This is a genomic window from Desulfuromonadales bacterium (genome assembly GCA_035620395.1).
Lineage (GTDB): Bacteria > Desulfobacterota > Desulfuromonadia > Desulfuromonadales > DASPGW01 > DASPGW01.
Window position 1 is genome coordinate 1 of sequence record DASPGW010000263.1, and the last position, 21144, is coordinate 21144.

18 protein-coding genes are annotated in these 21144 nt (G+C 64.2%); 6 read left to right on the plus strand and 12 right to left on the minus strand.

Annotation, left to right across the window (positions count from 1 at the left end):
• Position 1 precedes the first annotated feature (1 nt).
• Positions 2 to 103, plus strand: coding sequence for a hypothetical protein (locus tag VD811_14330; protein HXV22161.1), 102 nt, complete (start codon positions 2 to 4; stop codon positions 101 to 103).
• 99 nt (positions 104 to 202) lie between these two features.
• On the opposite strand, the gene VD811_14335 is transcribed toward VD811_14330, so the two are convergent.
• From VD811_14335 to VD811_14345, 3 genes are all read right to left on the minus strand, one after another.
• On the minus strand, positions 203 to 766 hold the full coding sequence (locus VD811_14335; GenBank protein ID HXV22162.1) for an acetate uptake transporter: 564 nt from the start codon (positions 764 to 766) through the stop codon (positions 203 to 205).
• A 398-nt stretch (positions 767 to 1164) separates the two neighbouring features.
• Positions 1165 to 2544 carry a sigma-54 dependent transcriptional regulator gene (locus VD811_14340; GenBank protein HXV22163.1) on the minus strand — a complete coding sequence of 460 codons (1380 nt, stop codon included), beginning with the start codon at positions 2542 to 2544 and terminating at the stop codon, positions 1165 to 1167.
• Complete coding sequence (locus tag VD811_14345) at positions 2545 to 4512, minus strand: cache domain-containing protein (protein HXV22164.1); 1968 nt, start codon at positions 4510 to 4512, stop codon at positions 2545 to 2547.
• Between the two features lie 202 nt (positions 4513 to 4714).
• On the opposite strand from VD811_14345, the gene uvrC reads away from it, so the two are divergent.
• The gene (uvrC, locus tag VD811_14350; GenBank protein HXV22165.1) at positions 4715 to 6559 is read left to right on the plus strand and encodes an excinuclease ABC subunit UvrC; all 1845 of its coding nucleotides are present in this window, start codon (positions 4715 to 4717) and stop codon (positions 6557 to 6559) included.
• A 176-nt stretch (positions 6560 to 6735) separates the two neighbouring features.
• Complete coding sequence (locus VD811_14355; GenBank protein ID HXV22166.1) at positions 6736 to 8436, plus strand: EAL domain-containing protein; 1701 nt, start codon at positions 6736 to 6738, stop codon at positions 8434 to 8436.
• A gap of 120 nt (positions 8437 to 8556) precedes the next feature.
• Here the strand turns inward: VD811_14355 and VD811_14360 are convergent, their stop codons facing one another.
• The 7 genes from VD811_14360 to malQ form a co-directional block, all read right to left on the minus strand.
• The gene (locus VD811_14360) at positions 8557 to 9123 is read right to left on the minus strand and encodes a CDP-alcohol phosphatidyltransferase family protein (GenBank protein ID HXV22167.1); all 567 of its coding nucleotides are present in this window, start codon (positions 9121 to 9123) and stop codon (positions 8557 to 8559) included.
• A 2-nt stretch (positions 9124 to 9125) separates the two neighbouring features.
• Positions 9126 to 9650, minus strand: a complete 525-nt coding sequence (locus VD811_14365; protein HXV22168.1) for an isoprenylcysteine carboxylmethyltransferase family protein — start codon at positions 9648 to 9650, stop codon at positions 9126 to 9128.
• Positions 9651 to 9653: 3 nt separating this feature from the next.
• Positions 9654 to 10706 (minus strand): 3-oxoacyl-[acyl-carrier-protein] synthase III C-terminal domain-containing protein, encoded by a 1053-nt coding sequence (locus VD811_14370; protein HXV22169.1) that lies wholly within the window; start codon positions 10704 to 10706, stop codon positions 9654 to 9656.
• Between the two features lie 169 nt (positions 10707 to 10875).
• A complete protein-coding gene (locus VD811_14375; GenBank protein ID HXV22170.1) occupies positions 10876 to 12003 on the minus strand; it encodes a metallophosphoesterase in 1128 nt (375 codons plus the stop codon).
• Positions 12004 to 12099: 96 nt separating this feature from the next.
• Complete coding sequence (locus VD811_14380; GenBank protein HXV22171.1) at positions 12100 to 12888, minus strand: hypothetical protein; 789 nt, start codon at positions 12886 to 12888, stop codon at positions 12100 to 12102.
• A 165-nt stretch (positions 12889 to 13053) separates the two neighbouring features.
• Positions 13054 to 14358, minus strand: coding sequence for a glycerate kinase (locus VD811_14385; GenBank protein HXV22172.1), 1305 nt, complete (start codon positions 14356 to 14358; stop codon positions 13054 to 13056).
• Positions 14359 to 14368: 10 nt separating this feature from the next.
• Positions 14369 to 15859 (minus strand): 4-alpha-glucanotransferase, encoded by a 1491-nt coding sequence (gene malQ / locus VD811_14390; GenBank protein HXV22173.1) that lies wholly within the window; start codon positions 15857 to 15859, stop codon positions 14369 to 14371.
• A 95-nt stretch (positions 15860 to 15954) separates the two neighbouring features.
• Between malQ and VD811_14395 the strand changes: the two genes are divergently transcribed.
• From VD811_14395 to asnS, 3 genes are all read left to right on the plus strand, one after another.
• Positions 15955 to 16395, plus strand: coding sequence for a PAS domain S-box protein (locus tag VD811_14395; GenBank protein HXV22174.1), 441 nt, complete (start codon positions 15955 to 15957; stop codon positions 16393 to 16395).
• A 140-nt stretch (positions 16396 to 16535) separates the two neighbouring features.
• Positions 16536 to 18122, plus strand: a complete 1587-nt coding sequence (locus tag VD811_14400; GenBank protein HXV22175.1) for a peptide chain release factor 3 — start codon at positions 16536 to 16538, stop codon at positions 18120 to 18122.
• 110 nt (positions 18123 to 18232) lie between these two features.
• On the plus strand, positions 18233 to 19627 hold the full coding sequence (asnS, locus tag VD811_14405) for an asparagine--tRNA ligase (protein HXV22176.1): 1395 nt from the start codon (positions 18233 to 18235) through the stop codon (positions 19625 to 19627).
• 57 nt (positions 19628 to 19684) lie between these two features.
• Here the strand turns inward: asnS and VD811_14410 are convergent, their stop codons facing one another.
• Complete coding sequence (locus VD811_14410) at positions 19685 to 20305, minus strand: hypothetical protein (protein HXV22177.1); 621 nt, start codon at positions 20303 to 20305, stop codon at positions 19685 to 19687.
• An 86-nt stretch (positions 20306 to 20391) separates the two neighbouring features.
• A partial coding sequence (locus VD811_14415; GenBank protein ID HXV22178.1) for a hypothetical protein occupies positions 20392 to 21144 on the minus strand: 753 nt, incomplete at its 5' end.

The window sequence follows — 21144 nt, forward strand, 5'->3', positions numbered from 1 at the left end:
GGTGCTGGAGACGGGGATGAAAATCCAGGTGCCGGGTTACCTGGAGTCGGGGGAAAAGATCAAGGTCGACACCCGCGACGGCCGGTTCATCTCGCGGGCGTGATCCACGCTCGGCTCAATTTAAAAAAGCCACCCGATTCGGGTGGCTTTTTTCGTTCAGGGTTGGGCTCGGCAGGGACGATTCGGCGCCAGATCGTCCCCCTCAGTTCCTCAGCAGGACGATGCCGGCATAGACGCCAACGAGCCCGCAGGCGATCCCTTCGCCGCCGGCCAGGGCGTTGATCAGGTAGCTTTCAGCGGCGGCGCCGGCGGCGAGCAGCAGCAGGAAAACTGCGAGCATGGCCAGAAAGAGCACCGGTTCGCGGCCGAGACGGCTGGCGCCGGTGAGCAGGATGCTGGTAAACAGGCCCCAGAGGGCCAGATAGCTGGAAAGAGCCGATGCCTGGGGCGCCCGGCCGAAGCCGCTTTCCGGCAAGGCAACCATGGCCACCAGGGAAAGCCAGAACAGACCGAAGGCGATACCGAAAACGGCGCCGAGGGCCTGGTGTCTCTTCCACGCCACCAGCCCCGCGGCAATCAGCCCCAGCGCCCCGTAGAAAAGTCCCATGCCAAGGGCCGCCCCGCCGAAGGGAAAGAAGCCCGCGTGGTGGAGGCTGAACAGAATGGTAGTCAGGCCGAGGATAATCAGGCTCGACGCCGGCGCATCGGTCGCCGTCTGGTCCGTTGCCGGAACTTCGGTGAAATCTCTTATGGTGGGTTGCAGCATGTTTCGGCTCCTTTGCTGGCCGGTTGCCGAGGGGAGTGCGGGTGAGACCCGACCGTCCCTCAACGGCCCGTAGCCTCACCCGCCATCTAAAGGAGTAACACTGTTTGATTTAGCAATCGATATGCCAAGTGGCTGAGTGAACTGTTGCCTTGGTGAAAAATCAACTAAATCGGCTGGTTGCGCCTGGCGACCGAGGCGTCGTCGGCCCTGGCCATGGTGCGGTTTTTTGCAGAAATGCAAAACGGCCCTGAGGCCAACAACGCCCGGTGGCCGATAAAAAGCAATTCCATAGCAATTTGCTTGTCATTTCAATAGATTGCCTGCGAAGGACGGGAGCGGGGAAGGGTTCGCAGGAGTGCAAACTGCCGGCCCGCGATTCGCAGTCCTGCGAGAAGAACTCAGGCGAGATCCTCCCGGCGGATTTCGTATTTCTTCAGCTTGCGGTAAATGGTGGCCATGTTCATGCCCGCTTCGCGGGCGGCGGCCTCGATGTTGCCGCCGGTCTTCTGCAGCAGCCCCTTCAGGTAGTCCCGTTCGAAACGGGCCAGCGCTGCGGCATAGTCGCTCTCCGCCTGGCCGGCGTCCACCGTCTCGGCGTCGGTTCCGGTGTCGATGAACTGGGCGAGGACGGGCAGGCTGAGATAGTCGCCGTTTTCCATGGCCAGCGACGCCTCGATGACGTTCTGCAACTGGCGGATGTTTCCCGGCCAGTCGAACTCCTTGGCGGCCTTGAGGGCGTCGGGCGTGAGTCCGCGAATGCTGGTGCCGAACCTGGCGTTCTGTTGCCTTATGAAGTGCGCCGCCAGCAGGGGAATGTCCTCCCGGCGCTCGCGCAGCGGCGGCAGGTGGATGTTCATCACGTTGAGCCGATAGAAAAGGTCTTCGCGGAAAGCCCCGCTCTTGACATCGGCGAGCAGATCGGCGTTGGTGGCCGAGATGAGGCGCACGTCGACCTTGGTCGGCCGGGTCTCGCCGATCCGCAGGAACTCATGCTCCTGCAGAAAGCGCAGCAGGGTCTTCTGCACATTCATGGGCAGGTTGCCGACCTCATCGAGAAACAGGGTGCCGCCGTCGGCGGCTTCGAGGAGCCCCTGGCGGTTTTCGGTGGCACCGGTGAATGCCCCCTTCCGGTAGCCGAAGAGCTCGCTTTCAAGAAGCGAAGCGGGGAGTGCCCCGCAGTTGATGGCGACGAAACGCTTCTCCCGGCGGGGAGAGTTGTAATGGATGGCCTGGGCGATCAGTTCCTTGCCGGTTCCCGATTCGCCGGTAAGAAGCACCGAGGTGTCACGGACCGCCACCTTGGCGACCTTTTCCAGCAGCGTCTTCAGGCAGGGCGAAGTGCCGATGATGTTGTCGAAGCGGAATTTGCCGAGCAGCTCTTCCCGCAGTTCGCGGTTCTCTTCGAGCAGTTTCGTATGCTTCAGGGCGTTCTTGATCCGGTAGACCAGTTCCTCCGGCTCGAACGGCTTGGTCAGCATATCGTAGGCGCCGCGGCGCAGCGCCTGGATCGACATTTCGACCGTGGCGAAGGCGGTGATCATGATCACCGGAATCTCCGGCGACTTTTCCTTGATTCGCTGCAGCACCTCCAGGCCATCGAGGCCCGGCATCTTGACGTCGGTCACGACCAGGTCCCACTGCCCCGGCGTGAACTCATCGACCGCCTCGAAGGAGCGGGTGTAGGCCTTGACGGTGAAGCCGTTGTCGAGGAGCACCGCCTCCATCATCCGGCAGAGCCCCTCCTCGTTGTCGATCAGCATGACTCTCTGCTGACTCATCTAGTACTCCTCCCGTACGAGCGGCAACCGGATGGTGACCGTGGTGCCGCGGCCCGGCATGCTCTCCAGGCCAATTTTCCCCTGGTGCAGTTCGACGATCTGCCGGGTGATGGCCAGCCCCAGTCCGGTTCCCCGCTCCTTGGTGGTGAAGAACGGTTCGAAGATTTTTTCCAGATGCTCCTCTTCGATGCCGGCGCCGGTGTCGGCGAAGGCGATGGCGATGTGTTTTTCGTCTTCCAGGGTGGTGCTGACGACCAATGTCCCTCCTCCCGGCATGGCGGCTCCGGCGTTGAGGATCAGGTTGATCGCCACCTGCCGTATCTGATCGCCGTCGACCATCACCTGCGGCAATCCCGCAGCAAATTCCCGCTGCACCTGGACATGGTGCATGTCGGTGTGGTTGGCGGCGAAATCGACGATCTGCCCGAGCAGTTCATTGATGTCGGTGGATTCCAGCGCCGGTTTCGGCGTGCGGGCATAGCTGAGCAGGTCTTGGACAATCTTCTTGCAGCGCTTGCTCTCCCGCTTGATTTCATGGATGTAGCGGTAAAGCGGGTCCTCCGGCGCAAGCTTGCCCTCGATATAGCCGGCATAGCCGAGGATGACGGCGAGGGGATTGTTGATCTCGTGGGCCACACCCGAGGAGAGGACTCCCAGCGAAGCCATCTTCCCCTGCTGGGCCAGGGCCGCTTCCATCTCCTTGTTCCGCTTGATGATGTCGGTCATGCGGTTGAAGGCGGCGGCGAGTTCGCCGAGCTCGTCGTTGCTCTCCACCTGCATCCGTTCGTCGAATCGTCCCTGCTTGACCTTGCGGATGACCGCGATCATGTGGTGGATCGGGTCGGTGAAAACCTTGGCGGCGAAATAGATCATGGCGAAGGCCAACTGACTGGCCAGAAAGGTGAGAATCAGCATGGTGGCGAAGGTGCGCCCCTTGATCAGGTTCGCTTCCCGGTAGAATTCGTCCTCGTAGGAGCCGACGGCGACGATCCAGTCCCACGGGGCGAAGTAGGCGTAGCGGACGATCTTCAGCCGCGGCGCCTTGTCGCCGATGTTCTGCCAGGGGTAGCGGATCCAGCCTTCCTTTTTCTCGCACATCTCGCGGATGAAGGCGTGCCCTTCCGCGTCGCGGGCGTCCAGGATGTTGCGCCCCTCGGAGTCGGGATGGAGGGTCAAGGTTCCCTTTCTGTCCATGCAGTAGATGTAGCCGGTACTGCCAACCTTCTTGCTCTTGATCTTCTCTTTGAGCTCCTCGAAGGAGCGGCGCTCGAAAGCGAGGTCCTCGTAGGTCTCCTCCAGGTAGCCGCTGGCGGCGATGATCCAGTCCCATTCGGGGAAATAGCGGTAGGCGGCGATCTTCTTGCGCGGGGCGCGGTCGCCCAGGATCTCGTTGCGCCAGGGGTAGATGATGTAGAGAGTCTCGCCCGGCTTCGCCTTGCGCGCCGACGTGCACATCTCGCGAATGAAGAAGCGACCCTTCTCATCCTTTTCGTCGAAGATGTTCTCCCCCTCCCGGGCGATGTGCAGCTCCAGGTCCCCGGCGGTGGTCATGGCATAGATGTAACCGGTTTCACCGACATTGACGCGCTTGAGCGCCTTCTTCGCCTCCTGCTTGGCTTCCGCCAGGCTGAGGTGCCCCTGCCGGTACTGGTGATTCTGGGTTTCCACCAGGTTGTAGGCGATATCGGCGAGAGAGGAGAGGTCGCGGATGAAGATTTTCTGCTTGTCCTGCTTGTAGACCTGGAACTGCTGGAAATGGGAATCGAGCAGGTCGGTGGTGAAGTCCGCCATGTGCTCCAGGTCGTCCTTGCTCGTCTGGGTGATCCCCAGATAGGCCTGGCGGGCGGCCAGGTAGCCGACGACGCTGCCGACGATGAAAATGGGGATGATCACCAGCGGCAGGACCATCGCCAGCAGTTTCCAGCGAAGCTTGAGGTTGTTGACGAACTTGAAGAGGTGCCGGCTCATGAAATTCCTGAAAGACCATTAATTTCAGGGATTATGTTGTAAACGGCAAGGCAAGTCAAGCGTTCCCGGCCGCCGGTTGACAGGTGCCGGGGGCGCTGCTATCCTCTGGGACATCGACCGTCGGAAGCCGCCATCGAACGGCTGTCGCTGCCGCCGAGCCAGGGTCCGCCCTGGCTTTTTTGTTACATTGCCGGGCGCCCTCATGCAGGAAGTCGACCTGAAAAAGTTCCCCACCCTTCCCGGCGTCTATCTGATGCAGGGAGAGGCGGGCGAGATTCTCTACGTCGGCAAGGCGAAGAATCTGCGCAGCCGCCTGCGTTCGTACTTCTCCGCCGAGGGCGATGGCCGCGCCCACATCCGCTTCCTGATGAACCGGGTGCGCGAGATCGAGACGATTGTCACCGACACCGAAAAAGAGGCGTTGATCCTCGAAAACACCCTGATCAAGAAGCACCGTCCCCGTTACAACATCCACCTGCGCGACGACAAGACCTATGTTTCGATCCGCCTCGATCCGCGGGAGGAGTTCCCCGCCCTGCAGGTCGTGCGGAAGGTTCAGCGCGACGGCGCCCTTTATTTCGGACCCTTCTCCTCCGGCAGTGCCGTGCGCGAAACGCTCAAGGAGATTTACCGTCTCTTTCCCCTGCGCCACTATCCGGTGGAAACCTGCCGTCGCCGGGGCCGTCCCTGCCTCTTCTATCAGATCGGCCAGTGCAGCGCCCCCTGTTACGGCAAGATCGGCCGACAGGAGTACCGTGAACTGGTCAGGGGGGTGACGGCTCTGCTCTCCGGGCGCGAAAGCGAGGTGCTCACCTTGCTGCGCGGGCGAATGACCACGGCTGCCGCCGCCATGCGCTTCGAGGAGGCGGCGATGCTGCGCGACCAGATCCGGGCCATCGAGCAGACGGTGGAACGGCAGAAGGTGGTGGAGGCGGGCGGCGGCGATCAGGATGTCGTCGGGGTGCACCGCGAGGGGGGGGAGGTGGCGGTCGCCGTTCTCTTCATCCGCCAGGGCAAACTGATCGGCCGGCGCAGCTTCACCCTCGAGTGGCGGCTGGATGAAGCGGAATTGCTCTCCAGTTTCCTGCAGCAGTTCTACGGGCGCGAGGTCTTTATTCCCGACCAGGTGCTGCTGCCGTTTTCTCTCGAGGATGCCGATATCCTTGGCGACTGGCTCGGCGAACGCAAAGGGAAGAGGGTGGGGGTGCTGGCGCCCCGGCGCGGCGATAAGCTGCAACTGGTGGAACTGGCGGTGCGCAACGCCGCCGAGGTCTTCCGCGAGCGGGGCAGCCGAAGGGAGGCGCGCGAGGCGGTGCTCGCCGAGATCGGCGAGCGGTTGCAGCTCTCCCGACCGCCGCAGCGGATGGAGTGCTTCGACATCTCCAATGTCCAGGGAAAACAGAGCGTCGGCTCGATGGCGGTGCTGCTCGATGGCGAGCCGGCCAAGGGGGAGTACCGCCACTTCCGCATCCGCAGCGTCGAGGGGGCCGACGACTACGCCTCCCTCTACGAAGTGCTCAAGCGGCGGCTGACCCGGGGCCTGGCCGAAGAGCTTCTGCCCGATTTCATCCTCATCGACGGCGGCAAGGGGCAGCTCTCGGTGCTGACCGCCGTGCTCGGGGAGTTGGGCCTGGTCGGGCGCATCGACGCTGCCGGCATCGCCAAGAGCCGGGTCCTCGCCAACGTGCGCGGCAAGGCGGTGGAAAAGAGTGAAGAGCGCTTCTTCCTGCCCGGGCGCAAGAATCCCGTCCTGCTGCGCCAGGGGTCGCCGGCCCTCTTCCTGCTCGAGCGACTGCGCGACGAGGCGCATCGCTTTGCCATTGCCTACCACCGCAAGCTGCGCGGCAAGGCCGCCCTGCACTCGGCGCTGGAAGATGTACCCGGCGTCGGCCCGGCCCGGCGCAAGGTCCTGCTCAAGCATTTCGGCAGTGTGCGCAGGCTGCGCGAGGCATCTCTTGCTGAACTGCTCGCGGTCCCCGGCCTGCCGGAACCCGTGGCCAGGACTGTTTATGCCTGTTTCCGGAACAAAGGCGACGCGGACTCCTGAAGAGCCCTTCCCCCTTTTCGCCCTCGCCGGAGTTGTCCACCTTATTCCGGCCAGCCACTGCCGATTTCCCCGGCAACGGTTATAATGGTCGATAAATTCCAGCATCTTTCGGTTGGGGGGCGCTCGTGGCTGCCACGGATAACCAGGACAGCAAAGACAAAATAAGAGTTTTATACGTGGAGGACGACCCGACCATCCGGAAAATGGTGATGATCATCCTCCGCCAGACGTTTCCTGAATTGGCCCTGCTGACGGCCGAGAACGGCCAGGAGGGGTTGGCGCTGTATGAGCGGGAACGGCCGGAAATCGTCCTGACCGATATCCGCATGCCGGTCATGGACGGTATCCGCATGGCCAAGGAGATCAGGAATCTGGACAGGCACGCCCGAATCATCGTGCTGACGGCCAACAACGACACCAACCGGCTCCTCGAGGCCATCGAAATCGGTATTAATCACTACGTGCTCAAGCCGATCGACCGGGAAAAGCTGCAGGCGGCCATCGAACAGTGCCTCTCCGGTCTCCGGCTGGAGTGCCAGTTGCGTGAGCAGGAGGAGCATATCCGGCAGATGGCCTACTCAGACTCTCTGACCGGCCTTCCCAACCGCCAGCTCTTCAACGAACTGCTCCACCAGGCCCTGGCACAGGCGGGCCGGCACCGCCGGCCGCTGGCCGTCCTCTTTCTCGACCTCGACCGCTTCAAAACGATCAACGACACCCTCGGCCACGCCGTCGGCGACCAGCTCCTGCAGACAGCCGGCAGGCGGTTGCGGGAATGCTGTCGACGGGAACGGGATATCGTGGCCCGCCGGGGCGGGGATGAATTCATCATCCTGCTCCCCGAGCTGGACGATCTGCAGGAACCGGCCAGGATGGCGCAGAAGATCATCGATGCCTTCACCCGGCCCTTCGTCCTCACCGAACACGAGCTGTTCATCTCTACCAGCGTCGGGGTCAGCGTTTTTCCCCAGGACGGCTGCGACGGCGAGACCCTGATCCACAACGCCGACCTGGCCATGTACCGCGCCAAGGAGGCAGGGCGCAGCCGCTACCACCTCTACACCCCGGCCATGGATGTGCAGGCCTCCCGCCGGCTGGCCTTGGAGAGCTGCCTGCGCCAGGCGCTGGAGCGGGGGGAACTTCTGCTCTACTACCAGCCCAAGGTCAACATCAAGACCGGCCGGATTGTCTCCATCGAGGCGCTGGCCCGCTGGAATCACCCGGAATTCGGGATGGTCCCGCCGATCCGGTTTATCCCTCTGGCTGAAGAGAGCGGGGTGATCGTCCCCATAGGCGAGTGGGTCCTGCGCACGGCCTGTGCCCAGAACAAGGCCTGGCAAAAAGCCGGCTTCTCCCCCATGCGCGTCTCCGTCAACTTCTCCCCCCGCCAGTTCCAGCAGCTCGACCTGCCGGAAATGGTGGAGCGGGTGCTGGCCGAAACGGAGCTCGAACCGTGCTGGCTGGAACTGGAGGTGACGGAAAACCTCTTGCTGGAAAACGCGGAACAGGCCATTGCCATGCTCCGTCGCCTGGGCGAGATGGGGGTGCAGATTTCCATCGATGACTTCGGCACCGGCTACTCCACCTTCAGTTACATCAAGAAGCTTCCCATCCATACCCTCAAGATCGACCAGTCGTTCGTCAGCGACATCAATTCCAGCCGCAGCGACGCGGCGATCGTCTCGGCGATGATCCGCATGGCACAAAGCCTCCAGCTCAACGTCATCGCCGAGGGGGTCGAGACGGAGGAGCAACGCCTCTTTCTCGATGCCCTCGACTGTCCGGAGATGCAGGGACACCTTTTCAGCCAGGCTTTGCCGGCGGAGGAACTCGACGAAATTCTGGAGGGGCTGAACCGGCGGGAGGGGGAGGGGTAGAAGGGGCGCGACCAGCCGGTTGTGGAGTACAACCTCACAACCCAACCTCAACTTCGCCGGTCCCGGCCGGCCGCCGGGTGACTTTCCTTGCTCGTCCAAGGATAGTAACCAAATCCCCCCCTATCCCCTCATCTCCCGCCTCAACCGCAGCGCCTGCCGCAGCGTCGGCACGTTGGCCCGCCATTCGGGGAGGGCGGCGGTGATGGCGATCTCCTCCAGTTCGGCCAGGACCAGCACGGCCACGGCTAGGCGGAAGGGCCAGGCCGGGCCGCCGGCGAAGAGGATGAGCGCTCCCGCCGAGAGGAGGACCCCCGAGAGCTTGGCCCCCCAGGTGTGATAGCTGGTGAGCCGCCGGTATTTGAGGAAGCCGATGCCGACGGGGAGGGCGTAGCTCGCCACGACCGCCGCCGCGAAGGGTGCCTCGCGGCGGATGAGGTCAGGCCACAGCCACCAGGCACCCAGGGGGACAGTCATGTAGATGGCGAAGTCCCCCCAGGAGTCGAGCCGGGCGCCCAGCTCCGAGGTCTGGTTCAGGCGGCGGGCCAGGAAGCCGTCGACGGCGTCGGAGAGGAGGGCGGCGGCGAGCAGAACGAGGTAGGCCGTCGGCCGGCCGGCGGCGGCGAGGAGGAGCAGGACGGGGGCGGCGACCAGGCGCAGGAGGCTGAGGAGGTTGGGGAGGTTCAGCATGGTCACGGCCGGTCCTTCCCCCAATCGGTCGCCTCCCGCAGCGCCTGCTCCTCGAAGCGGATGCGCCGGCGCAGGATGGTGAGGTTGGCCAGGGAGAAGACGACCAGAGTGAAGGGGGCGCGCATGAGCAGGGGGAGGAGGGCGAATTCGAGGGTGACGACCAGGTAGTTGGGGTGCTTGAAGAGTCGGTACGGCCCCCGGCGTACGGCCTCGGCACCGGGCAGCACGAGGATGCGCGTGTTCCAGAAGACGCCGAGGCTCAGGATGCACCAGTAGCGCAGTCCCATCAGCAGCACCAGGGCGGCGAGGCAGAAGAGGGTGAGGTGGTCGAGGGGTACCCGCCAGGGCCAGGATTCGCCGAGCAGGGCGGCGAAGAAGAGGGCGTGCAGCAGAACCAGTTCCCTGAAGGTTTCCGGGAAAAACTCCCGGCCGCCGCGGGCGAGAAGCATCCTGCGGTTGCGCGTCGCCAGCCAGATTTCGAAGAGACGCTCGGCGAAGTAGAAAGCAAAGACCCACCAGAGGGACATCGATTACACCTCCAGCAGCACCTGCTCGGCCGAGAACCCCGGGCCGAAGGCCGAAAGCAGGCCGTAGCCGGCTTGTCCGGCCCGCGGCGAGGCGAGCCACCTCTCCAGCACCACCAGCACCGAGACCGAGGAGACGTTGCCGTGTTCGCGCAATACCTCTTCGGTGAGGTCGAGCTCGCCGTTGTGCAGGCCCAGCGCCTCGCGATAGGCATCGACCACCTTGGCCCCGCCCGGATGCGTGAGGTAGTGGGCCAGATCGCTCTGCTCGAGTCCCCGGCTGCGCAGGAAGCCGTCGACCAGCCGCGGCAGCTCTTCCTTGACCACCGCCGGCAGGCGCGGGGAGAGGAGAAGCTGCATGCCCGCGTCACCGAATTCCCATCCCATGATGTTCTCGCTCTGCGGAAAAAGATGCGAACGGGTGGCGAGCAGCCGCGGTCCGGAACCTGCCGCTTCGGCTCCGGCGACCAGCACGGCGGCGGCGCCGTCGGCGAAGATCGCCGTGCCGACCAGATTCTTCTTGCTCAGGTCGCTGGGCATGAAAGTCAGGCTGCAGGTCTCCAGGGCGACCAGCAGGACCGTTGCCCGCGGGTGGGCACGGCAGTGGTCGAAGGCCCGGGCCAGCCCCGCCGCTCCGGCTGCGCACCCCAGCCCCCAGATCGGCAGCCGGCTGACGTCCGGGCGCAGTCCGAGCCGGTTGATCAGCCGGGCGTCCATGGAGGGGGCGGCGTGGCCGGTGGAGGAAACGGCGATGACGTGGTCGATCGACGCGGGCTCGCAGGCGGCTCGCTCCAGACAGCACTGCGTCGCCCGGGCCAGCAGCTCCAGCCCTTCATCAAGGTAAATACGGTTGCGTGCCTGCGCCGACTGCGGCCGGCAGTACCAGTCGAGGGGGCGCATGAGGTGCCGGGTGACGATTCGCGAGTGGTCGAAAACGGCGAGCAGCCGCTCCAGATCGGGGATGCGGCCGGCAAAGATCTGGCCGATCGCCTCGCGGACGGCCGCCTGGGGGACGACGTGGGGAGGGAAGGCGGAGGCGGCGGCGAGGATGTGGGGCATGCGGGCTTCTCTCAGGCTGGAAACTGAACGGTCATTACGAAAAGGGAGAAATACGGATAATGAAGCTTAGCAGAACGGTACCCGTCCGCAAAGCCCTTCCTGGGTTTGTTCTGGAAAGGTTGGATTCAGGTTGCCGGTTTCAAAGCTTTTCATCCACTTCGGGCCTTTCTTATGGGTGCCTGACGACTTCGATCAGGGTGATCTCCGGGGGAGAGAGAATCCGCATCGGCGGTCCCCAGGTGCCGGTTCCCCGGCTGGTGTAGAGGACGGAGCCGCCGGCCAGCCGGTAGAGCCCGTCATACAGGGGGTAGAATAACCTGGTCAGCAGTCTGAAGGGAAAGATCTGCCCGCCGTGCGCGTGCCCCGAGAGCTGCAGGTCGAAGAGCCCTTCGCTTTGCGGGCCGATGCTGGGTCGGTGTTTCAGCAGCAGGACGAAATATTCCTGGCCGGCCTGCTCAAGCAGGGGCCGTTCGTCGGGTGCGCCGCCGCCGGCCGGGTCGTCGACACCGATGATGCGGAGAAAGTCCGCCGGCGCCGCGGCCGTGTTCCGCAGGACGGTGAAGTCGCTGCGCTGCAGGTACTCGAGACTCTGGGCGAGGCCGGCGTAGAATTCGTGGTTGCCGGTCACCGCATACTTGCCCAGTGGCGGCGAAAGGCGCCTCCAGAGGCCGCTCAACTCCTCGAGGTGGCTGATCTGGGCATCGACGATGTCCCCCGTCGCTACCAGCAGGTCCGGAGCCAATTGCTCGATCCTGGCGACGATCGGGGCGAGGGCTTCCTCCCGGTGAATCAGCCCCAGGTGGAGGTCGGAAACCTGGGCGATGCGCAGCCTTTCGACGCCGTCCGGCAGCTTCGGGGAGATCAGCCGGACCGTCTCGACACGCAGGTCGGCCGCTTCCAGGAAGCCGTAGAGCCCGGCCGCAAGAACCGCCAGCAGGACAAGGGCGGAGGCGGCCGGGCGGTGCATGGTCAGGATGGTGGCAGCCGGCAGGAGCTTGCCCAGGGCCAGGACGAACAGGTGCCAGAGGCCGAAGAGGAGAAAGAGGGCGAAGGCGAGGAAGAGAAAGCCCATCCAGCAGTAGGCGACCCAGGCGATTGCCCTGGCCGGCAGCTCGTGGCCGGACCTGTCCAGCAGACGCACCGTGATCGGGGCGACGATCATCAGCGCCATCCACCCCGTGGTCAGGGCGGGGAGAAGAGGATGGCCGGCCAGCAGCGGGTATACGCCCCAGAAGACCAGGGCGTGCATGGCCGCATAGATGGCGAGGAAGCTGATGACGAACAGCAGCATGGACATGGGCTGTCTCCAGTCTGGTGCCTGGCAGAAATTAAAACAGAAAGGCTCCCGGCCGCAAGACCGGGAGCCTTCTCAAATCACAGGAATCCGCCTGGCTTACTCGACGGTGAGCTTGGCATCTTCCAGGATCACGTCGTACTTGTAGCCGTAGCCGAAATCCTTGTCGGTGGACAGCTTCCCGGCCACAACCACGGTGTCGCCTACTTTGACCGTCTCGCTGGTGGTGATCGTCAGGTCGTTGGTCCCTTCCTTGCCGGTGCCGTCCTGCAGGTGAATCCAGTTTTTGCCCATGATGCCGGGGCTGAACTTGACGACCTTGCCGCGTACCTTGACGTCTTTGCCGCCGAGTTGCGCCTTGCCGGCGAAAACGTCGGCGACCGTCTGGCCGCCTTCGACCTTCTTGATGCCGCTGACGTCGACGCCGTTCTGCTGGGCCGACTGAACGGTCAGGGGCGGGTGGCCTTCGGGCATTTTGGCTTGGCCGGGGGCGGCAGTCGGAGCTCCAGCGGGGGCGGCCGTCTGGCCGCCGACCATGATGCCGTCGACGAAGTAGACCAGTTCAAAGTCACGGTTGAGGGTCTTGCTGTGGTAGTTGGCCATCGGCATCCCTTCGGGAATCGCCACCGGATCGCCGACCTTGACCTGGAACTCGGGCGCGGCGGCCCAGACCTTTTCCGTGCCGGTGTCGACCTGAACGTAGGTGTAGCCGCCGGAGTTCATGGTTTCGATAACCTTGCCCGACTTGGCGGCAGCGGCGGGCTGGGCGGGTTGGGCGACGGCGGGTTGGGGCTGCGCGACGGTCTTCGGGGCTTCTTCCTTTTTGCAGCCGGCAGCCAGAGAGACGGCGGTCAGACCGGCCAGGATGAGGGTCAGGTGCTTTTTCACTATCGTTCCTCCGGATTGGGTTGAGTGGCCGGCCCGCAGTCCGGCTCTATATGTTTTCGCTTTCGGACGCCCACCTTAACATATTTTCAGCAAACGAGACAAGAGGGATTGCAACAGTTTGATGGCGCGCAAAGGCACAGGCCAGCGCCGGCCATTGGCAGGTTATCAATCGATGAGGACAATCTGGAGGTCCATGACGTTGGTGCCGGTCGCCCCGGTGACGAGGAGCCCGCCGCACCTCTCGAAAAAGGTATAGGAGTCGTTGTTGTCGAGGGACTCCCGGGGATCGAGACCCTGCTCCCTGGCCCTGGCGACAGTTTCGCCGTCGACAATCGCTCCGGCCGCGTCGGTCGGGCCGTCGGTGCCGTCGGTGCCGGCGGAAAGGAGAGTGATGCCGGGTTGCCCCTCGATCTCGATTGCGAAGGCGAGGGCCAGCTCCATGTTGCGCCCTCCCTTGCCCTGCCCGCGGACGGTAACGGTGGTCTCCCCGCCTGCAAGCAGGCAGTGCCCGGCGTTCCCGGCTTTGCTGCTCGCTGCGGCCCGCGTCTGGCGGGCCAGTTGCCGTCCCACCTCCCTGGCTTCGCCCGTCAGTTCCGCCGAAAGGATTTCGACCGTGAAGCCGAGTTCCCGTGCCGAGCGGGCGGCCGCTTCGAGGGCCTGGCGATTGCTGCCGACGATGATGTTTTCGACCCGGTCCAGAAACGGGCTCCCGGCCTTCGGGGTTTCGGGGATATCGCCCCGGCCGCCGCGGCGGAGCAGTTCCAGGACCGGTGGCGGCACCGCTTCGCTCAGTCGGTGTCGTTCCAATATCCCGAGCGCTTCGCCGAAGGTGGTCGGGTCGGCGGCAGTGGGACCCGAGGCGATGACATCGAGGCGGTCGCCGACGACGTCGGACAGGATGAGCGAGACGACGGTGGCCGGAAAGGCCGCCTCCGCCAGTCGCCCGCCCTTGGCCCGGGAGAGGTGCTTGCGGACCGTGTTCAACTCGCTGATGTCGGCTCCGGCATTGAGCAGAAGGCTGGTGGTCCGCTGTTTGTCCACCAGCGAAATGCCGTCCTGGGGTGAAACGAGCAGGGCCGAGCCGCCGCCGGAGATGAGTGTGACGATCAGCGTCCGTTCGTCCGCAGCACGGACGAGCCTGATGAGCTCCTCGGTCGCCCGCAGGCCGTTGCGGTCGGGGACCGGATGTCCCGCCTCGAAGACCTTTATCCTGCCGGGGACAGATGTCAGGGCGTGACCATACTTGGTGATGACAAGGCCGGTGTCGACCAGGTCGCCGAGGGATTCCGCGAGGGCGCCGGCCATGACCGGGGCCGCTTTGCCGAAACCGACGGTGACCAGTCGGCGGAAACCCCCGTCCCGGTAAAGGGTTTGCACCCGCCGCATCTCCCTGTGTACGGCTTCCCGCGGGGCGGCTTCCCGCAGTGCGGCGCGAAAGATCTGCTCGGAAATAATTTGGGTTCTTTCCATGGGTTGGACGTTATGGGTGGCGCCCGTAAAGCCGGCAAAGCGCAGCCAGTCGCTGCTGGAGCTCGGCGGTGAGAGCGCCGGGAGGGAAACGCCACGCCCAGTTGCCGTCGGGGCGGCCGGGTGTGTTCAGACGTGCTTCGCTGCCCAGGGCCAGGACGTCCTGCAGGGGGAAGATGCAGAAATCGGCAACGCTGGCCATGGCCAGACGGACGAGGTCCCAGGAGATATCCCGGGCACCACTGCCGAGATAGGAGCGAACCGCCTCCCGTCCCTTGCGGTCGAGGGACTGCCACCAGCCGGTGGTGGTGTCGTTGTCATGGGTGCCGCTGTAGACGACGCAGTTGCATCGAAAGTTGTGCGGCAGGTAGGGGTTGTCCGCGCCGGAGCCGAAGGCGAACTGAAGGATCTTCATCCCCGGGAAGCCGAAGCGGTCGCGCAGCGCCTCGACCTCGGGGGTGATCACTCCCAGGTCCTCGGCGATGATCGGCGCTTGGCCCAGGGTCGCAGCCAGCGACTGGAAAAGGTCGACGCCGGGTACGGCCTCCCACCGACCATTCACCGCCGTCTCCTCCTCGGCGGGAATGGCCCAGCAGGCCTCGAAGCCGCGGAAATGGTCGATCCGCACCAGATCGGTCTGGACCAGGTTCCAGCGGAAGCGGGCCAGCCACCAGGAAAAGCCGTCAGCAGCCATCCGCTCCCAGCGGTAGAGGGGATTGCCCCAGCGCTGGCCGGTTTTGCTGAAATAGTCGGGGGGGACGCCGGCTACCCGCGTGGGATTGCCCTCGTCGTCGAGAAAGAAGAGATGGGGATTGGCCCAGACATCGGCCGAATCGAAGGCGACGAAGATGGGGATATCGCCGAGAATGCGCACCCCCCGGCTGTTGGCGTACTCCTTGAGAGCGAACCACTGCTCGAAGAAGACGAATTGGGCGTACTTCTCGTTGTAAATGTGCTCGGACAGCTTCTCTCCCCAGTGACGCAGGGCCGCTTCCTCGCGCCGGCGGATCTCGGCCGGCCAGCGGTTCCAGGACTGTTCGCCGAATTGCTGGCGCAGGGCACGGAAAATGGCGTAGTCGTTGAGCCAGTAGGCCTGCCGGGTGCAGAAGTCGTCGAAAGCCTCCCGGCGTTCGGTGGTCGCGGCTTCATTGAATCGCCGGGCGGCTTTCCAGAGCAGGCGCCCCTTGAACCCATGGACGAAACCGAACTGTGCTGCCCCTTCCGGCATGGCCGCAGCGGTGATTGCGCTGGCGTCGAGGTCGCCGGCCTCGACCAGTCGCTCCAGGCAGATCAGCAGGGGGTTGCCGGCGAAAGCGGACAGGGCGCTGTAGGGGGAGTCGCCGTAGCCGGTGGGCCCCAGGGGGAGAATCTGCCAGAGCGACTGGCCGGCTCCAGCCAGAAAGTCGACGAAGGCGTAGGCCTCGGCGCTCAGCGAGCCGATGCCGTGGGGACCGGGAAGAGAGGTGGGGTGCAGAAGAATGCCGCTTGTTCTTGAGGGTTGCATGATCAGTCGCCTCCGTTAAAATTGTCTCCAGTATGCCACAACGGGGCGGTTTGAAAAGAGACAAGGCGCAAGGCTCGCAGACGAGAGAAGGACCGATGACTGATTTTCCTGTACTGGACACCCTCTGCCGGCAGATCGTCGAAAATGCCGGGGAGGCCATCGTTGCTGCCGACCGGGAAGGGCTGATCCGCCTGTGGAACCAGGGGGCGCAGAAAATTTTCGGGCACCCGCCGGAAGAAGCAGTGGGTCGCTCGCTCGACCTGATCATTCCGGAGACGCTGCGTTTTCGGCACTGGGAGGGATATCACAAGGTCATGGCGACGGGTGTGACCCGCTACGGTGATTCCCTGCTGGCCGTTCCCGCCCTGCACCGGGACGGCCGGCGGCTCTCCATCGAGTTTACCGTCATCCCCCTGCATGACGCTGCGGGTCGGATGACGGGGATTGCTTCGGTCATCCGTGACGTCACCGAACGCTGGCAAAAGGAGCAGGCTCTGCGCAAACGTCTGGCCGAGCTGGAGCGCCGCAGCGGATAGCCCTCACACGGGAGGGCCTCCAGCCTTGACCCGACAGCGCTTGTTGCGTTATGATTCGTTATCGTCGAACCAGAAACGGGCCGATTCCGGCCCGATTTTTTTGTCTCCAGCCTGAATCCGATTTCGAGGTAGTGCATACTGTGAGCAAACAGCACCAGCAGGAAGTGGAAAAGCGCCGCACCTTCGGCATCATCAGTCACCCCGACGCCGGCAAGACCACCCTCACCGAGAAGCTCCTGCTCTTCGGCGGGGCGATCCAGATGGCCGGCGCGGTCAAGGCGCGCAAGGCCGCCCGCCACGCCACCAGCGACTGGATGGCGATCGAGCAGGAGCGCGGCATCTCGGTCACCACTTCGGTGATGAAGTTCAATCACCGCGACTGCGAGATCAACCTGCTCGACACCCCCGGCCACCAGGACTTCTCCGAGGATACCTACCGGGTGCTCACCGCCGTCGACTCGGCGCTGATGGTCATCGATTCGGCCAAGGGGGTCGAGACGCAGACCGGCAAGCTGATGGAGGTCTGCCGGATGCGCAACACCCCGGTCATCACCTTCATCAACAAGCTCGACCGGGAGGGTCTGGCGCCCCTCGATTTGCTCGCCGACATCGAGGAGAAGCTGCAGATCGAATGCGCCCCCATGTCCTGGCCGATCGGCATGGGCAAACGTTTCAAGGGGGTCTACAACCTCTACCGCAAGGAACTGCGCCTCTTCACACCCGGGGGCGAAACCCGCCACCGCAGCGCCTTGGTGATCACGGATCTGGCCGATCCGCAGCTCGACGAGCTGCTCGGTGACCAGGCCGACGAGCTGCGCGCCGACATCGAACTGCTCGAAGGGGCGGCCAACCCCTTCGAACTGACAGAGTACCTCAAGGGGAACCAGACGCCGGTCTTCTTCGGCAGCGGCGTCAACAACTTCGGCGTCGAGGAACTGCTCGACGCTCTGGTCGACCTCGCCCCGGCGCCGGGTCCGCGGTCCACCATGACGCGCGCGGTTGCACCCGAGGAAGAGGCTTTTTCCGGCTTCGTCTTCAAGATCCAGGCGAACATGGACCCGATGCACCGCGACCGCATCGCCTTCCTGCGCATCTGCTCGGGGAAGTTCACCCGCGGCATGAAGGTGCGCCACCACCGCATCGGCAAGGACGTAATCCTCTCCAACGCCACCATCTTCATGGCCCAGGACCGGGCCAACGTCGAGGAGGCCTGGCCCGGCGACATCATCGGCCTGCACAACCATGGCACCATCAAGATCGGCGACACTTTCAGCGACAAGGAGCCGCTCAAATTCACCGGCATCCCCAACTTCGCTCCCGAGCACTTCCGCCGGGTGCGGCTGCGCAATCCCCTGAAGGCCAAGCAACTGGAGAAGGGTCTGCTGCAGCTCTCCGAGGAGGGGGCGGTGCAGGTCTTCCGGCCGGTGCTCGGCAACGACTACATCCTCGGCGCCGTCGGCGTGCTGCAGTTCGACGTGACCATCGCCCGGCTGGCGGCCGAGTACGGGGTGGAGGCGGCCTACGAGGGGATCGACTTCGCCACCGCCCGCTGGATCGAATGCGGCGACCGCAAGATGCTGGCCGACTTCGAGAAGAAGTGCCAGGGGAACCTTGCCCACGACGCCGAGGGGAACCTCGCCTACCTCGCCCCGAGCGAGTGGCGCCTCGGCTACGTCACCGAACAGTGGCCGGGGGTGACCTTCCACAAAACGCGCGAGCACAACTGATTCGCCCCTTGTTCATCATGTTTCGGTGGTGTAAAGTCCCCCTGATGCCCGGAAACGGGCGGGTCAGGGGGATTTTGTTTTGAACCTTTTGCGTTGGGACGGAGCTCGCCATGCCTGCAGCCATCCAGAAAACCCGCATCCGCGACCTGCTCGTTCGCACCGAACCGCTCCCGGAAGTTATCGTCAAGGGGTGGGTGCGGACGCTGCGCAAGGGGAAGGAGGTCGCCTTCGCCGCCCTCAGCGACGGCTCCTGCCTCGCCCCGCTACAGGTGGTGCTGACCCCCGAACTGCCGAACTTCGAGGTGATCGCCAGGGTCGGCACCGGCGCCTGTCTGGCGGTTGCTGGGGGACTCGTCCCTTCGCCGGCGGCGGGGCAGAAGTGGGAGTTGCACGCGCGCAGTGTCACCCTGCTCGGTGACGCGGATGCCGAATACCCGCTGCAGAAGAAGAACCACAGTCTCGAGTTTCTGCGCTCCATCGCCCACCTGCGCCCCCGCTCCAACACCTTCGGCGCCGTCTTTCGCGTGCGCAGCGCCCTCTCCTTCGCCGTCCACAGGTTCTTCCAGGAACGCGGCTTTCTCTATGTGCAGACGCCGATCATCACCGCCAGCGACTGCGAGGGGGCCGGCGAGATGTTCCGCGTCACCACCCTGCCGGCGAAGAACCCCCCGCTGGCGGAGGGGGAGGTCGACTGGCGCGAGGACTTCTTCGGCGAGAAAGCGGGGCTCACCGTCTCCGGCCAGCTCGAAGGAGAGCTTTTCGCCACCGCCTTTGCCGACATCTACACTTTCGGGCCGACCTTCCGCGCCGAGAACTCCAACACCAGCCGCCACGCCGCCGAGTTCTGGATGATCGAGCCGGAGATGGCCTTCGCCGACCTCGCCGCCGACTGCGCCCTGGCCGAGGATTTCCTGCGCTACCTGGTTACCTGCGCCCTGGAAGAGTGCGGCGAGGACCTCGCCTTCTTCAACCAGCACATCGAAACCGGGCTCATCGACAAGCTGGAGGCGCTGGCCAAGGCCGAGTTCCGGACCATGCCCTACACCGAGGCGGTGGCGGCACTGCAGCGCAGCGGACGCAGCTTCCAGTTCCCGGTCGAGTGGGGCTGCGACCTGCAATCGGAGCACGAGCGCTATCTCACCGAGGAGCTGGTCGGCGGGCCGGTCTTCGTCACCGACTACCCGGCCGGCATCAAGGCCTTCTACATGCGCCTCAATGACGACGAGCGGACGGTGGCGGCGATGGATCTGCTGGTGCCGCGGGTCGGCGAGATCATCGGCGGCAGCCAGCGCGAGGAGCGCTACGACGTGCTGCTCAACCGGATGGCCGCGGCGGGCATCGCCCCGGAGAGCCTCTGGTGGTACCTCGACACCCGCCGCTGGGGGAGTTGCCCGCACGCCGGCTTCGGCCTGGGGTTCGAGCGGCTATTGATGTACGTGACCGGCATGGAGAATATTCGCGACGTCATCCCCTTCCCGCGCACGCCGGGGAGCGCGAAGTTTTAGGCCCCCTCAGTCCCTGCTAAAAACGAAAAAGGCGGAGCCGCCTGGCTCCGCCTTCTCTTATCCTTCCACCGCCGCTTGCGGCGGCTTCTTCCACAGCATCAGCACCTTAATCAGCCCCAGCAGACCGACGCCGAGATAGAAAAAGCCCCGCCAGTGCCCCGGCTCTTTCCCTTCGCTGAGGAAGAGGACGTCCGGAGGGACCTGCATGCCCACTTCCTTCGCCAGTTTCATGAGTTTGTCCCGGTTGCCGCTGGCGATCAGGCCGCTGACGACCATGCCGGTCACCTCCCGCAATCCCTGGAATTCGGCGGCATGCTCGTTCAGATAGACCTCCTTCGCTTCAGCTGAATCGAGCTGGAAGTGGTAGGTTGCAAGAAGCTCCAGAATTCTGGGGTTGCGTGTTTCGACCAGGACACTGAAAGATTCCTCTCCCGGGGAACTCTTCAACGGCACCAGAAAGGCGTCGAGCTCGACGCTCCCCGAGGTTGAAATGGCTTCGAGCAGATTCTGGTGGCCGCCGGTGACGCGCAGCCATTCCCGCGGCACGTTCCCCTTTTCCAGTTCTTCGATGGAGATTGCGGCGGGGGACGGGTTACGCAGAAAGAGGGCAACGTCGATCCAGCCCAAATACAGCAGGACCAGGCAGATGGCCAGCAGGGTGAAGCGAAAGCGTTTCATGGCAGACCTTTGGGTGAAAAAAACGGGGCCGTCGAAATCGGCGGCCCCGTACTGTTACCAGATCAGGCAACGATTGGCAAGAAGACTCAGGCCTCTGCCGCTTCGGTGACCTGCTCGGTGACCGCGTCTTTCTGCGTCAGCAGGGAGACGACCACCAGGGCGATGAAGCTCAGGGGGATGGAGATCGCCGCCGGACTGTTGAAGGAGATCGGCGCATCCGTGGGGAGCAGCCCATAGCGGATGTACATGTCGGGGGAGAGCAGAATCAGGGTCATGGCCGAGACCAGGCCGACCCCGATGGAAGCCGCCACCCCTTTGGCGGTGGTCTTCTTCCAGAAGAGCAGCATCAGGATCGCCGGCAGGTTGGCGGAAGCCGCCAGGGCGAAGGCCCAGCCGACGAGGAAGGAGACGTTCATCCCCTCGAAGACGATGCCCAGGTAGATGGCGATGGCGCCGACTACCACGGCGGAGAGCTTGCCGGCCAGGACCATCCCCTTGTCGGACAGGTTCATGCCGAGGAATTTGTCCATCAGGTCGTGAGCGACGGCGCCGGAGGCGGCGACGATCAGACCGGAGACGGTGCCGAGGACGGTGGCAAAGGCGATGGAGGAGATGATCGCGAAAAGCACCACGCCGAAGGAGAGGGCGAGCAGCGGGGCGGACATGTTGTTGTCCATGATATTGATGACCCCGTTGGTCATCGCACCGAGCCCCATGAAGATGGTGAGGATGTAGAAGAAGCCGATGGCGGCGATGGCGACGATGGTCGACTTGCGGGCGGCCGCCTGGCTGGGAACCGTGTAGTAGCGGATCAGGATGTGGGGCAGTGCCGCGGTGCC